The sequence below is a fragment of the Hydrococcus rivularis NIES-593 genome (assembly GCF_001904635.1).
Classification (GTDB): Bacteria; Cyanobacteriota; Cyanobacteriia; order Cyanobacteriales; family Microcystaceae; genus Hydrococcus; species Hydrococcus rivularis.
Window position 1 is genome coordinate 1 of the sequence record NZ_MRCB01000057.1, and the last position, 11,849, is coordinate 11,849.

Annotated in this window: 20 protein-coding genes; 14 read left to right on the forward strand and 6 right to left on the reverse strand. The window is 44.8% G+C overall.

Annotated features, from left to right (window positions below; translation table 11 throughout):
• Positions 1-148 precede the first annotated feature (148 nt).
• Complete coding sequence (locus tag NIES593_RS22705) at positions 149-496, reverse strand: hypothetical protein (RefSeq protein WP_073557120.1); 348 nt, start codon at positions 494-496, stop codon at positions 149-151.
• A 120-nt stretch (positions 497-616) separates the two neighbouring features.
• Here NIES593_RS22705 and NIES593_RS22710 point away from each other — a divergent pair, with 120 nt between their 5' ends.
• From NIES593_RS22710 to NIES593_RS22720, 3 genes are all read left to right on the forward strand, one after another.
• Entirely contained in the window at positions 617-967 is a 351-nt protein-coding gene (locus NIES593_RS22710) for a hypothetical protein (RefSeq protein ID WP_083602524.1), read from the forward strand.
• Positions 968-1,036: 69 nt separating this feature from the next.
• Positions 1,037-1,276, forward strand: coding sequence for a hypothetical protein (locus tag NIES593_RS22715; protein ID WP_139253792.1), 240 nt, complete (start codon positions 1,037-1,039; stop codon positions 1,274-1,276).
• Positions 1,277-1,280: 4 nt separating this feature from the next.
• Positions 1,281-1,712, forward strand: coding sequence for a hypothetical protein (locus NIES593_RS22720; RefSeq protein ID WP_073557118.1), 432 nt, complete (start codon positions 1,281-1,283; stop codon positions 1,710-1,712).
• A gap of 207 nt (positions 1,713-1,919) precedes the next feature.
• Here NIES593_RS22720 and NIES593_RS22725 read toward each other — a convergent pair whose 3' ends face one another.
• Positions 1,920-2,198, reverse strand: a complete 279-nt coding sequence (locus NIES593_RS22725; RefSeq protein ID WP_139253793.1) for a hypothetical protein — start codon at positions 2,196-2,198, stop codon at positions 1,920-1,922.
• Positions 2,199-2,317: 119 nt separating this feature from the next.
• Positions 2,318-2,644: a helix-turn-helix domain-containing protein gene (locus NIES593_RS22730; protein WP_073557116.1), complete on the reverse strand. Its 327-nt coding sequence runs from the start codon at positions 2,642-2,644 to the stop codon at positions 2,318-2,320.
• Between the two features lie 92 nt (positions 2,645-2,736).
• Here NIES593_RS22730 and NIES593_RS22735 point away from each other — a divergent pair, with 92 nt between their 5' ends.
• The 9 genes from NIES593_RS22735 to NIES593_RS22775 all read left to right on the forward strand — a co-directional run bounded on the left by NIES593_RS22735 (position 2,737) and on the right by NIES593_RS22775 (position 9,270).
• Positions 2,737-3,795, forward strand: a complete 1,059-nt coding sequence (locus tag NIES593_RS22735; protein WP_073557115.1) for a hypothetical protein — start codon at positions 2,737-2,739, stop codon at positions 3,793-3,795.
• Entirely contained in the window at positions 3,792-4,349 is a 558-nt protein-coding gene (locus NIES593_RS22740; protein WP_073557114.1) for a hypothetical protein, read from the forward strand. The genes NIES593_RS22735 and NIES593_RS22740 overlap by 4 nt, the downstream gene beginning before the upstream one ends.
• Positions 4,346-4,633 (forward strand): hypothetical protein, encoded by a 288-nt coding sequence (locus NIES593_RS22745; protein ID WP_073557113.1) that lies wholly within the window; start codon positions 4,346-4,348, stop codon positions 4,631-4,633. The genes NIES593_RS22740 and NIES593_RS22745 overlap by 4 nt, the downstream gene beginning before the upstream one ends.
• 61 nt (positions 4,634-4,694) lie before the next feature.
• Positions 4,695-5,237 carry a hypothetical protein gene (locus NIES593_RS22750; RefSeq protein ID WP_073557112.1) on the forward strand — a complete coding sequence of 181 codons (543 nt, stop codon included), beginning with the start codon at positions 4,695-4,697 and terminating at the stop codon, positions 5,235-5,237.
• A gap of 233 nt (positions 5,238-5,470) precedes the next feature.
• Entirely contained in the window at positions 5,471-6,019 is a 549-nt protein-coding gene (locus NIES593_RS22755; protein ID WP_073557111.1) for a hypothetical protein, read from the forward strand.
• Positions 5,995-6,813, forward strand: coding sequence for a hypothetical protein (locus NIES593_RS22760; protein WP_073557110.1), 819 nt, complete (start codon positions 5,995-5,997; stop codon positions 6,811-6,813). The genes NIES593_RS22755 and NIES593_RS22760 overlap by 25 nt, the downstream gene beginning before the upstream one ends.
• A 14-nt stretch (positions 6,814-6,827) precedes the next feature.
• The gene (locus tag NIES593_RS22765) at positions 6,828-7,859 is read left to right on the forward strand and encodes a metal-dependent hydrolase (protein ID WP_073557126.1); all 1,032 of its coding nucleotides are present in this window, start codon (positions 6,828-6,830) and stop codon (positions 7,857-7,859) included.
• A gap of 2 nt (positions 7,860-7,861) precedes the next feature.
• Positions 7,862-8,686: a hypothetical protein gene (locus NIES593_RS22770; protein WP_083602525.1), complete on the forward strand. Its 825-nt coding sequence runs from the start codon at positions 7,862-7,864 to the stop codon at positions 8,684-8,686.
• Positions 8,687-8,688: 2 nt separating this feature from the next.
• The gene (locus tag NIES593_RS22775) at positions 8,689-9,270 is read left to right on the forward strand and encodes a thermonuclease family protein (RefSeq protein WP_083602526.1); all 582 of its coding nucleotides are present in this window, start codon (positions 8,689-8,691) and stop codon (positions 9,268-9,270) included.
• A 61-nt stretch (positions 9,271-9,331) separates the two neighbouring features.
• Here the strand turns inward: NIES593_RS22775 and NIES593_RS23810 are convergent, their stop codons facing one another.
• Positions 9,332-9,682 carry a hypothetical protein gene (locus NIES593_RS23810; RefSeq protein ID WP_139253794.1) on the reverse strand — a complete coding sequence of 117 codons (351 nt, stop codon included), beginning with the start codon at positions 9,680-9,682 and terminating at the stop codon, positions 9,332-9,334.
• Between the two features lie 456 nt (positions 9,683-10,138).
• Between NIES593_RS23810 and NIES593_RS22785 the strand changes: the two genes are divergently transcribed.
• Both NIES593_RS22785 and NIES593_RS25390 read left to right on the forward strand, forming a co-directional pair.
• On the forward strand, positions 10,139-10,327 hold the full coding sequence (locus NIES593_RS22785) for a hypothetical protein (protein WP_073557124.1): 189 nt from the start codon (positions 10,139-10,141) through the stop codon (positions 10,325-10,327).
• A gap of 197 nt (positions 10,328-10,524) precedes the next feature.
• Positions 10,525-10,653 carry a hypothetical protein gene (locus tag NIES593_RS25390; protein WP_281250787.1) on the forward strand — a complete coding sequence of 43 codons (129 nt, stop codon included), beginning with the start codon at positions 10,525-10,527 and terminating at the stop codon, positions 10,651-10,653.
• Between the two features lie 374 nt (positions 10,654-11,027).
• On the opposite strand, the gene NIES593_RS22790 is transcribed toward NIES593_RS25390, so the two are convergent.
• Both NIES593_RS22790 and NIES593_RS22795 read right to left on the reverse strand, forming a co-directional pair.
• On the reverse strand, positions 11,028-11,297 hold the full coding sequence (locus NIES593_RS22790) for a hypothetical protein (protein WP_073557123.1): 270 nt from the start codon (positions 11,295-11,297) through the stop codon (positions 11,028-11,030).
• A gap of 5 nt (positions 11,298-11,302) precedes the next feature.
• On the reverse strand, positions 11,303-11,557 hold the full coding sequence (locus NIES593_RS22795; protein WP_073557122.1) for a hypothetical protein: 255 nt from the start codon (positions 11,555-11,557) through the stop codon (positions 11,303-11,305).
• Positions 11,558-11,849 lie beyond the last annotated feature (292 nt).

The following is an 11,849-nucleotide window of genomic DNA, read 5'->3' on the forward strand; positions in this document are numbered from 1 at the left end:
GCCCATCCTGCAACTATTTTCTGCAATCCCATGAGAAATCTTGGGAGGATTTAGAGAAAGAAGCAATTTTATCAGGTAGAGCTTATAACCAAGAGTAAATACCCTAAATTTGCTTTTGAAGAGTGATTCACTACTGAATCGCTTTTTTTTATGCGGTTTTCCTCTTTTTTGAACTTATATTCTTACGCACAATTTCAGAGAACCAATCAGCCATCGTCAGTCCACTTTCAGCGATCGCTTTATCAACTGCATCATCCAAATCCTGGTCTAGCCTCAGCGATCGAAGACGACCTTTAGGCTGCTCTGCGATTAATGACCCTTCCTCATTACGCTTCAACTTCGCTAACTGGGGCAGCTTCTTTGGTGGCTCGGTAATGGCTTTAGTTAGCTCCCAGCCGTTCTTTAATCGAGCATACACGGTATTGGTGTGGATGCCGTTTTCATGCGCGATCGCCATCTGCTCGGCGGTCACTTTGACATTCAGCTTTTTGACCATAATCCTTTGTAAATTCCATATATTCCCATCCTAACATTTTCTTTACAAAATACAATAGAATACTTGTGTTTAACAAAGATTCTTTGTATAATAAAGACAGTTGAATTTAAGGATTTTCCAATGAACCAATTGAAATTAAATCAGTATCCCAAAGCTATTGCTTGCCTTGAAGAGTCTTTGTTACAGGCTTCTCTTGATATTGAGATTTATTCAGAGCAGTTATCTTTCATGGACGCGGACATTGAAGCTGCGATCGCTAGTGACAGTTCCATGAAAAATGACCAAATGCGGAAAGCCAAGCGGCTAGAAATGCAGCAAGACCAGGATTATTTAGATATCAAGTCTCGTCTCAAAGATGCCAAGTTACAACGCGATCGCGCAACAATCCAGTTGAACTTACTAAGAAATGAGTTCTCGGTTGCCAAGCTGGAGGCACGGACGGCGATCGCTAGCTTAGAAGCTGTGGCGTAGATAAACAAAAATCCCCTCATTTAAGAGATGGGGGGATTAGTTGAATTTAAAAATTTTCCAACTTTTATTATGCACTACGACGACAGCGCCGCCGCAGACGCGGACGCAAGGGATAACTATATTGATGGGCAATATGACGCATTAGCCCTGCTCTCTCCCCAAAGCCAAGACTACTACTATTTACAAGGCTGGCATGAAACCAAGCGCAAATTAGCGAATGGCGAACTGTGTCAGCAATTCGAGCAGGTTCAAGCTGAAATTGAGGCATCAAAAAACTGGACTTATTCAGAAGACTGGGAGGAATTTTAAGCAAATGCAAGCAATAGAGAAAAATAATCCCCGTATTGGCTCTTTCAGGCGATCTATTCTAGAAATTCTTGAAGATTTCGCCAAACCAATTCCTTCCAGATTCATCAAACAGAAGCCAGTTTTCAGTCGCAGAAACGGGCAGCTAGTTAAAACTGGTGAGGTTGATTATGTAAGCTGGTCAACTTACATCAAATTGCTTGAATACTATGCACCAGGCTATGACTGGGAAATTAGAGTGCAATACCTTGGCGATCGCACGGTCGTTGAGGGAAGGCTGACTATTCGCGCACAAGAGGGCGATTTTGTCCGCGAAGCGACCGGACAGGAAGAAAGCGAAGTTGATGGCTATGGCGATCCTTGCTCAAATGCTGAAGCAAGTGCCCTAAGAAGGTGCTGCGCCAAGTTTGGCTTGGGTTTGCATCTCTGGGAGAAATAAAAATTTACTAGGGGAGATTGCAAAATACTACAAACATAATATCCCCTAGTAAAAATTCCCATCAAAATTTTCACCGACCGCCGCCGATATAAGCGTGACAACAACATTTGGCTTTAAGTAGCGGTCGGACTTGTGGGGAGGTGGACGAACTAGGGAGGTGGGAGGGTGGCGGGGTGGGTTGGCGGCGCGACCGTAGGGAGCAATTAGCTAATTATTAAGGCGATCGCTTTTTTCCTCTACATCTACAGGTTTTTTTTTATCCTGCTTGATTCGAGATGCCAATGCGCCAAGGATTTCATCAACGTCTATATCCTTTGCCCCATGAATCTGTAAGACAATCTCTGCTGTAGTCGTGTTATTGCCGCCGAAGATGACCGTCAATCCGGTTGTCTTAAGCTCTTCTTCGATCAGCTTCGCCCTCATCTCGACAGGAAGCGATCGCACCAATTCCCGAACGTCTTCATAATTCACCGGACGGCACTCCACAGCGTTGCTACCCTTAATCTCAACTTAATATCCAGTTGAGAACAATTATTACTTATCCATGCAAATTAGGTTTGCAGTTCTCCTTAGTACAATTGCTTATTTACGGTCATTTTTAAGAGCTAGTTCACATTTATTAGCTTTTTGGAGCGTATTGTTTTCCAAGCTCGACCCATTTTAATCATCTCCTCAGCTAGCTCGTCCTCATCTAACTCTTCATAGGTGATTTCTGGGCGATCGCCAGCAATCTTTTTAGCAAGATCTCTTCTAGCTCCAGGGCTGATTTCATCCATCGCTTCGATCATGCGCCATAAAACATCAGAGGTCACATCCCGCTTGCCATGCAAGTATTCGCTGATGTGATTCTGCGAGATTCCTGTTAGCTCAGAGATCTCCTTTCCTGTTATCCCGTGATGGCGCTTGACTTGTGTAAAAAATTCTCGAAGCATAGATTAAATTAGCGCATAGGTGTATAATTGCCCCATGCGCTTAGCGTATAAGCTAAACAAATCAATTTTTAAGCTAACAAACAGATTATACGATGAATATCCCAATTCCCCAAGGGGTAAGAAATAGAGCTAAAGATACCTATTTCAGACTTACCCCTACTGTTAGAGACAAACTTCTAGAATCAAAGCTAACGGCTGCTGAATGGCGAATTTGGTGCTATTTGATAAGTCTTGACCCATTTGGCGATCGCGGAGCCAAATTTTCACCAGCAGAATTAATGCTCAAGTGCGCGGTCAAGAAATCAACTTACTTTGCAGCCAAAGCCAAATTCCAAAAACTCAGTTTGTTTGATTTCCAAGACGGAGTTACCAAAGTCGTCAATCTGCAAGGCTTCTCAAACCAGTCCAAAATTTCGGAGTGTTCGCAACAAGAACAGCTTATTGAGTCCAAGATTTCGGAGTCAGACTCCAAGATTTTGGAGTTCAAATCCGAGATTTCGGAGTCAAATTCCAGGATTTCGGAATGTCAAAAGCTAAAACCTTTACTGGATAAAGATTCTACAACTCTTCAGACTCTTCAAACTGTTCAAACCTTCCAGACCAAGGAGGAGGAAGGTGAAAAAATTTTTGAGAAAGGGAGTAAGCAGGCAAAAGAAAAAGTAACCAATAGCAAGTTACCGGAGAACTTGATTAACAAGCTAGAGGAACTGGAAATCCCGCTTGATGGGACAGTAAGAAAGGCGATCGCATCTCACCACATTTCGCAGGTGTATGGGGCAGCCGCGCACGTAGAGAAGACCTGGGACACAGTTAAAAATCCTAAGTCCGTCTTTCTTTATCAGTTACCAAAGCAGCCAATCGAGAAGTTACCGCAGTCTCTAAGCTCCGAATTTTTGGACTGGTACGCTCAGGCTTCTTCGGATGAAATTGTTGAGGACTTGCCGCCGGAGTATCTAAGTCGCGATCGCAACAACGAGCCTTTAGTCAGGCTGAAACAGCTAGACCCTATAACAGGTGCGCCCTATCGCTTGGTGGAATGGCGACGGGTTCAGGCTGAGCCTGATTATAACCCAGACAAAGATCTGGTTTCCCTAGCAGACCTGAGCAGCTTTTTAAAACAGTTCATCGAGAAGGGGAATAAAAAACAATGATTGCCACTCGTAAGCATTTCGGCGCAGCGATCGATAAACTGTCTCCCATCGTCATACAGACAGAGCTTGATTTTACTAGGGGACATAAAGAACAGCCAGATCTAGACAAAACCCCTAGTAAAAAGTCTCAAAATCTTAGCCAACAAGACGAACCGCGATCGCAAACAGCCCTCGTCTCTATCTGTCCCAGTTGTAAAAGCCAAACTATTAAACTTGATGACGGCTGCGGGGTCTGTGGTTGGCTACCAGAAAATTTACTAGGGGATAAGATTAACCAGCAACAGGAAATATCCCCTAGTAAAACCCGTCGCCGCAAGGGTGAAGGGTCAGGCTCGATTCATTGGAAGACCTGCAAGCGGAAGGATAAAAGCACGGGACTAATTATTGCAGAGTATTTGCAGCCTTGGTATCACTATGAAATCTGGCGCGAGGGCGATCGCCTCAAAAAAGGCACAGTTTATATTTCTGAGAAGCTTCTAGGAAAAGTTGAGAAGCTAGAAAAGCAGAAAGCGCCAGTTAGAGAAATTTTGAAATTGCTAGGAGTTGCTATATGAAGAAAATCGCAATTAATCAAGGAGAATCGCTTAAAATCCTGACTTCAGTGGGAACCGTCGAATTTATTCCACTAGAAGATGTTGCGGGATATTGCCTTAAAATCAGCAGTTCAGGAGAGGCGATCGCAGAAGTTATTGAAGAATTACCAGAGCGTATAACTGTAGCACTGGCAATAAGCGATGAAGAAAGCTCGGTTGAGAGAGAAGCAAAGTCAACTCATGTTTTGCCCACTGGAAGCTACTTGCTGGATAGCCGAGTTGATGGGGAGTATCGAGTGACTTGATTAATAGTCCAGTGGTCAGAGTAGACTGTCTAGTGGACACGCTGGACATATTAAAAAAATCATGAACGCTGAAATTGATAACTTCCCTGTAAGCCAGTTACAGAGCCGATACAGCATTGGTAAACAAGCAGTCTACAACCGACTGGACGCACTGGACATTAAGCCATTCAAAGAGGGAAACAAAAGCTATATCAATGCTTCTCAGTTGCGATCGCTCGACGAACTTCACCAGCACATCGCTGATGGAGGAACAATGGCTACTTTTGGGACAGCGCAAAACAGCCAAGCGGGTCAATTGGAAAAATTGGACAGTCCAGTAGACGCGATAGAAAGTCCAGTGGACGCTAGCCCAGGATATCTAGTCAAGGCGCTGATTCAGGAGATTGGCGATCGCATAGCACCCAAATCTCCATTGTGGTATCACTCAGAACTGGAGAGGGCTAAGGCTTCTGACTGGTTATTAACCACAGCAGAAATCCAAAAATTAATAGGAGTAAAACCAAAAGTAGAGCGAGGACAGAAAAGCTATAAAAGGGGCAACTGGATATTCGTCAAGGCGGGAAAAATAGGCAATCAAACCGCGTGGCGGGTCATGAAAGAGTAAAATTTTTTCTTTTACAAAGTGCAGAAAAACTAACCAGAATTAAATTGCGATCGCAGAAAAATCTTTTTTCAACAAACTAGCTAAATTTCTAACAGCTTGCTTTAACTTTCTGATATTAAGAATGAAATTCTGGGGTTTCTGATCGCGATCACAGAATTCTGAGAGAGACTCCGGTATAAAAATATTAATGCCTCACATATTATGTATACCTCTGAAAAAATTTTTTAAGCGCCATGAACCAGAATTCTGCCCCTCCCGAACTCATCCGCCCAGAAGACCTGATGGAAGAATTAAACATTAAAAAAGATACTTATTATGCTGATATTAAGTTTCTTGGCATCAAACCTGATAAGGATTCTGAAGGAAAAATCTGGCTAACTTTTGAGCAAGCAGAACAAGTCAAGGCATTGCGTCAACACGTTGAAAATACAGGAAGAAGAGAAGGATTTGAGATTAGCTCTATTGTCAAAGTTGATAATAATAAATTAGCTACTTCAGCTAACAGTAATTCAGACCAAGATATCTACATACAACCTTCAGAGCCAACCGCACAATTTGACTTTAATCAGTTAATGCGTTCGGCAGCAGAATTAAAGGCTCGTGAAATTGCGATGCCTGCTTTGGTCAAGCGAGCGATCGCAGATAAAATGAGCGAAGAAGATTTGCCAGAAGATCTGCAAGAAAAAGTCAATCTAGCTCGTGAGGCAGCCAACCCAAAATTCACACCCGTCCAGGTCGCAGATGTTCTTCTGAGTCAGTGGCGCAACCAGGGCGGGAATTAGGAGAGGAATTTAAGAAAGTTTGCGCTGCTGTTCGATCTGGTCATTCAGCTTTAGTTATTGGCGAAGCAGGGATTGGAATTATTGACTTTGCCCAAGCTCTTTATGAAGAGATGTTAGGGGAGTTCCAGGCTGCGATCGCCATCTACAAAGGCTCTTTAAAAAGTTTTTTTAAGACGATTGCTTTTCAGCTAGATATCCCGACTGAAAACGAAGATGGCAAACAGCTAACCGTTGACCAACTAAAAGAAGAAATCGCGGCGAACTGTAGCGATGAGACGCTGCTAATTTTCCCAGAAGCAAAGCGGCTGACAACTACTATTCGTTACTGGCTCGAAGACTTACTAGCTAATGGAATAAGAATAGTTTGCTTTGGCGCTGCCAATCCTAGCAGAGATATTTTTCTAGAGATGCTGGAAATTGAGCTTGAACTGCCAAGCGATCGCGCTATTCGCGAAGTGATGGAAGCAGAAGCTAAAAAGAACGGTTTGACTCTAGATAATTCCAAACTAGCCTCTCTTCAGCCTCTAGCTGGTAGAAATCCTATGCTAGCTAAGAAAGTAATCCGCAACGAAGCACTAGGATTAAATAAGCAGGCTAAGCCCGAACATACTCAATATGTGGTTATCATGCCTATTCTCATCACGGCGCTACTGGCATTTGGCGTAGTGCGGTTCATCGGGTTAGGCACGAACAATAAGGGAATGTACATTACGGGCGGTGTTTGCCTGGTTGCAGGCATGGCGCTAAAACAGCTTGGTAACGTAAAAGGTTCGAGAAAAAGGTTAGGCGCTTAATGTTTCTTGGGTTTATGGCTGTAACTCATGCGGTGATTGCAGCAGCAGGAACATCATTAATTTTGGGAACGGCTGACCCTTACAAACTAGGGTTAGCCGTTTTAGGTTCGCAGCTTCCCGACTTGGACACTACCAAAAGCACGATAGGAGCAATGTTTTTTCCAGTGTCGGGATGGATTGAGAAACGCTTTCCCCACCGAAGTATTACTCATTCGCTGCTGGCGACGGCTGCGATCGCTGCTGTGTCACTGCTCATCGGGCATTTACTAGGGGATATTTGGACGGCGATCGCTTTACCCTTGGGGCATCTTCTAGCTTGTTTCAGCGATACATTTACTAGGCAAGGAGTTCAGCTATTTTTTCCTAACCCAGTCTGGGCAATCAGTGTAAGCAATCCCAACCGCCGCATCATAACAGGTTCCCCCTCTGAATATTGGGTTTTAGTCAGTGCTACGGCTGCCCTAGTTTTGGGAATTTGGCTGGCGACCAGTGGCGGTACATTTTCTAAAGTCGGTCAAGGATTGGGATTGAGGAGCAGTGCCCTGGATGTTTATAATGCCTCTTCGCCTACCCATCACGTATACGCAGACGTGCGCGGGGTTTTGGCGATCGATTCTACTTCTGCCAATGGCAAATACTTTATTGTTGCCGTCGATGGCTCAGAGTTCATCATTCAAAATACCAAAGGGATTTACAAGACGGGAGAGCAGTTAATTACAGATAGATTAACCGCCAGCGTTGGCGAAGAAGCCAAGACAATAATCCAGACTTTGACCTTTGACGATACTGAAGCGATCGCATCTCTGACTCAGCTAATAGCCAACAATCCCAACGCGGCTATTTTTCTTGATGGAACGCTGGCGGTAGATTTTCCTGAAGAAATTAAAGTACAAGCAGATCCAGCGACCTATCCGGTCATCGAGGTAATGGGTTCTAATGTCAAACTGTCCTGGTGTCCCATCGATAAAGCTTTGTTAGCTCTTCGCGACCAGTACGCCGTGGGTACGCTAACAGTAAAAGTAGTCTCACCTAAGCCGGAGACATAAAGATGAAGATACAGCAGGAAACTTTAGCAGGATGGGCAGGAATGGGATTTATAGGATTAGCCGCCGTCATTATTGGTTTAGCAAGCCCGTCTGAAAATTCCAAATCGAGTTCGGTTAATGCTCAAGAGCAGAATCAAGCGCCAGTTATCGAGCAGTCCAAACAGCCCAAGCGCCACAAAATTACTGTCAACCTGACCTCGATGGACGATCTGAAAATCAAAGAAGGGAACAGGATACAACAGGGAGATATTATCAGCGACAGAACCGAGCAGCGCCAACGGCTGGAAGCCAAGAAGAAACAGCTAGAAGTCGCGATCGCTCAAATGTCCCTGCCGCTCAATCCCATTGCTTCTCTGCCAGCGCCGAACTTAGAAGCTGAGGAAATAGCACTGAAAAAAGCCAAGGCTGAATTAGAGTTAGCAACCAAAGCACTCAAAGAAGCTCCAGAATTGCCTTTTAAGCAACAGTGGCTCAATGAGGATCTAAGACCGGAAAAAATTAGGCAGCAAGCGGCTTTGAAAGAACGGCAGATTAAAGCCGCGATCGCAGTAGAAGCATCTGTTGCTCGTATGAGTGAGGCTAAAACCCGCTACCAGCAACAACAGTACCAGCATTCGATTCAGTTGGCAGCCCAACAGACCAACTTACAAAAGCAGCAATATGACATGGCTTCCCTAACCAATCAATTACAGGAAACAGAGACGAAGCTGGATGAGCTAGTAGCCGTGCGATCGCCTTATGCGGGAAGGGTTAGAAGAATAAAAGTCCTGGGTCAAAATGAGAGGCTGATAACAGTTGAGATAACCCTGGACATGAGGCAGAAATAGTCATGAACAAACTACTTAATGCCTTTCCTTTGGTCTTAGCAGGAGCGCTGATTGCTTACTCGTGTTCTCAAAAAGGCGATCGCACTGCTTCACAAAACTCTCAAACCTCTAGTAATGCCGTTCCTCCTACTTCAGAAGTCTGGAAGATTGCCCAAACCAGGGACGCGATTCACGATGGCGACACGATGCGATTGACGAATGGCTCAGAAGAGTTGAAAGTCAGGTTTTGTGGCATCGATGCGCCCGAACTCAAACAGCAGATGGGCATTGCTGCTAGAGATTATCTGCGATCGCTGGTTAAGCAAGGTGGCGGACAAATTTATGTTGTCCCAATTGAGAAAGATAGATACGGACGTACTGTGGCTGAGTTGTTCGTACCAGCCAAAGGGAAAGACGATGATATTTTTTTGAATGGGGAAATGGTGAGGGCTGGTATGGCTTATCATTACCAGCGATATTCGGGAAATTGCCCCAACAAGAACGCGATCGCTGTTGCTGAAGAGATGGCAAAAAGCGCGAAGGCTGGAGTCTGGAGAGATCCGAACTCTCAAAAGCCCTGGGACTGGCGAAAAAACAATCGATAATCAAATTTCATGATTGGCGATCGCTGCCGGACACAAAAAAGGGGCACAAAGCCCCAAGCAGCTAGCTCAGCCGCGCCCAAAACGAGGGACACGAACCAGACGCAAACAGCACAACAAACACGGGAACAGAAACACACCACCAAGAACCAGAGCGACGCACGACACAGAAAGAAGCCCCCGCCGAAAACTCAGCCGCCGAAAGCAGACGAGCCGCCGAAGCAGCAAACGCACCAGCCGCCGCACGAGAAGAAAAGAACCCCACGACAACCCAACGCGAGAACGAACGGGAAGAAGGACGACAGCAAAGGAAGGAAGCACCAGACGCACGAGCGAGAGGCACAACCGAAGAAACAAACGGAGCGGAACAACCCACAGGAGACGCGCCGCAACACCAGCCACAAGAAACAAACACAAGCAACTCCCGCGCAAAGCGCACACAAAGAACGCTTTTTTAACCGCGAAGGCTGTCAAGGGCAAGCCAGACCCAATTAACAAACGCGAAGCAACAACTTTGTCGGGCTGGCGCAGTTCACGCGATTAGCGCCCTTGACAGCCGTAGCTACACTAGAAAACCCTGTGTGTGCGGCTTCCCCCCGTGGGGGACGGGAGGGGGGTAGCGATCGATTGTAAACGCGCGATCGCGCAACGACTTCAAATAAATAATGCGTAGCACGACTGGCGCAGCACCCCCCAAGAGCGGGCGGGGGGAGGACGACGGCGGACGCGGCGGGGGATGCGAATCTGCGCGGGGGGATGCCTGGGGGGTGGGGGAGGATGTGGCGAGCCTAATAATGCGAAATAATTGTTATTAATAGTATTCTCAAAATGTCATATTTTTAGAAATTTTTAATCGAATTGAGGAGAGATTATGGAGTTTTCTGCTAAGCGTGTTTATCCCACTGAAAAAGGTCTTCATATAGAGTTTGCAACTTCATCAGAAGCCGCAGAATTTTATCAACAAGGAATAGAGCTTGGTAATCGTGTTGAGCTTAATGACAAAACAGTAATTATGCTTTCTTCCAAGGCAAATAAAGAATTGTTCGGTATCGATCGATAAACTATTTTTTGAGGCGATCGATTGTAGGTGGGAAGGCTGGGGGTGGGATGGCGGCGCGACTGAGGAGAGGCAGGGCTAGCTCAAAAATTAATTAATTTACCTCGAAGCGTAAGCCCTGCCCGACGAAGGAGCAAATAATTTTAATCGCGATCGCAAATAGCTTCACTAGGCAACGAGAAAAAGGCATTCAGGTCTTAATGCGATCGCGTGGGGTAATTGCTCGCTGGGGCGGCAGGGGACTGGCAAACTCGCTATCGCTCAAACAAGCCAGCCCCCTGCACGATCCACAGCTCGCGGAATTCCAAAAAACAGCTTTCCTATTGTAACTACGGGGTCAAGGGTCTTCGATGAACTGCGACAGACCTATTTATGTGGTTGCTTCGCGTTTTTTATTTGGTCTGTCTTGCCCTTGACTCCCTCCGTAATGAAGAAAATGTAGTTTTTTGGAGTTTTTTATGAGTATTGAATTTGCAATTAGTGTTGCGTATCGAATTAATTCAGAAGTTTCTATTTCACAAAGGAGTAATAATGTATTGAGTTTAAGATTTTCAAATGAAGATGAAGCAATAATGTTTACAAGAGAACTTAGCATTCACATAGATATATTCAGAGTGATGAGAAATGATTCAGAAGTGATAGTTACGATAATTTAATTCATTGAATTTGGTAGTCAATCTTGGCTATCAAATTCTTAAATTTATTAATAAAAATATAAGTTAATCAATTGCTTCTTCGTCGGGCGGGGGTCGGCGCGATCGAGGTATATAGTTAATATTTTCGCTTGCCCCCGCCTCTCCTCAGTCGCGCCCACCATCCCACCCCAATGCGCGGGCGGCGGCGGCGGCTCCTCTCCTTCCCCATGAGACGACGACGACGCACGCGCCAATAAATAAACGCGCGTTAGCGCACGACTTTCATTCAAAAACTTAGAAATTTCTACTTTTGTCTTTTGGGGCGATCGTCGCCCCATTTTATTTACTCCCGATCAATCAGACTCTCGGCGATTCTGGCTACATTTTCCGCAATCGAGGCTAGATTTTCATGAAGCACTACTCTGTCTTCATTTAGTCCTCGCAGAATTTCGTACATCACCGCGCGATCGCGAATTAATTCTGACGTGGCTTGATACAAAGCGCTTACTTCTCTTCGAGTCTCAGCAATCGTGTCGCTATTACTAGCGATCGCTTTGGAATTTGATTGAATAATTTTCTCGATTTCTTCAGGTGTCATCTTTGATTTTTTCCTTGATTGATTTTCTCTATTTTACAATAGAATGCTTGTTAATTACAAAAGATTATGCAATAATATAATTAGTTGAGTTGGGGCATTTAGGAGAAATAAAAATGATGATTTATTGTCATAATTGCGAAGTTAAATTAGTTAGAGAAAAGCCTGAATTTAGGTCAAAACAGGATGGCTGGATTAACGAACATTGGTTCCCTGGGGAAAATTGGAAATGTATTCAATGCCCATCCTGCAACTATTTTCTGCAATCCCATGAGAAATCTTGGGAGGATTTAGA

Coding starts and splice junctions, on each gene's coding strand:
- NIES593_RS22775 (WP_083602526.1), top strand. CDS start 8,689: ATGAACAAACTACTTAATGCCTTTCCTTTGGTCTTAGCAGGAGCGCTG.
- NIES593_RS22785 (WP_073557124.1), top strand. CDS start 10,139: ATGGAGTTTTCTGCTAAGCGTGTTTATCCCACTGAAAAAGGTCTTCAT.
- NIES593_RS22795 (WP_073557122.1), bottom strand. CDS start 11,557: ATGACACCTGAAGAAATCGAGAAAATTATTCAATCAAATTCCAAAGCG.
- NIES593_RS22740 (WP_073557114.1), top strand. CDS start 3,792: ATGATTGCCACTCGTAAGCATTTCGGCGCAGCGATCGATAAACTGTCT.
- NIES593_RS22735 (WP_073557115.1), top strand. CDS start 2,737: ATGAATATCCCAATTCCCCAAGGGGTAAGAAATAGAGCTAAAGATACC.
- NIES593_RS22705 (WP_073557120.1), bottom strand. CDS start 496: ATGGTCAAAAAGCTGAATGTCAAAGTGACCGCCGAGCAGATGGCGATC.
- NIES593_RS22715 (WP_139253792.1), top strand. CDS start 1,037: ATGCACTACGACGACAGCGCCGCCGCAGACGCGGACGCAAGGGATAAC.
- NIES593_RS22730 (WP_073557116.1), bottom strand. CDS start 2,644: ATGCTTCGAGAATTTTTTACACAAGTCAAGCGCCATCACGGGATAACA.
- NIES593_RS22750 (WP_073557112.1), top strand. CDS start 4,695: ATGAACGCTGAAATTGATAACTTCCCTGTAAGCCAGTTACAGAGCCGA.
- NIES593_RS22710 (WP_083602524.1), top strand. CDS start 617: ATGAACCAATTGAAATTAAATCAGTATCCCAAAGCTATTGCTTGCCTT.
- NIES593_RS22765 (WP_073557126.1), top strand. CDS start 6,828: ATGGCTGTAACTCATGCGGTGATTGCAGCAGCAGGAACATCATTAATT.
- NIES593_RS22790 (WP_073557123.1), bottom strand. CDS start 11,297: ATGGGGCGACGATCGCCCCAAAAGACAAAAGTAGAAATTTCTAAGTTT.
- NIES593_RS25390 (WP_281250787.1), top strand. CDS start 10,525: ATGCGATCGCGTGGGGTAATTGCTCGCTGGGGCGGCAGGGGACTGGCA.
- NIES593_RS22745 (WP_073557113.1), top strand. CDS start 4,346: ATGAAGAAAATCGCAATTAATCAAGGAGAATCGCTTAAAATCCTGACT.
- NIES593_RS22720 (WP_073557118.1), top strand. CDS start 1,281: ATGCAAGCAATAGAGAAAAATAATCCCCGTATTGGCTCTTTCAGGCGA.
- NIES593_RS22755 (WP_073557111.1), top strand. CDS start 5,471: ATGAACCAGAATTCTGCCCCTCCCGAACTCATCCGCCCAGAAGACCTG.
- NIES593_RS22770 (WP_083602525.1), top strand. CDS start 7,862: ATGAAGATACAGCAGGAAACTTTAGCAGGATGGGCAGGAATGGGATTT.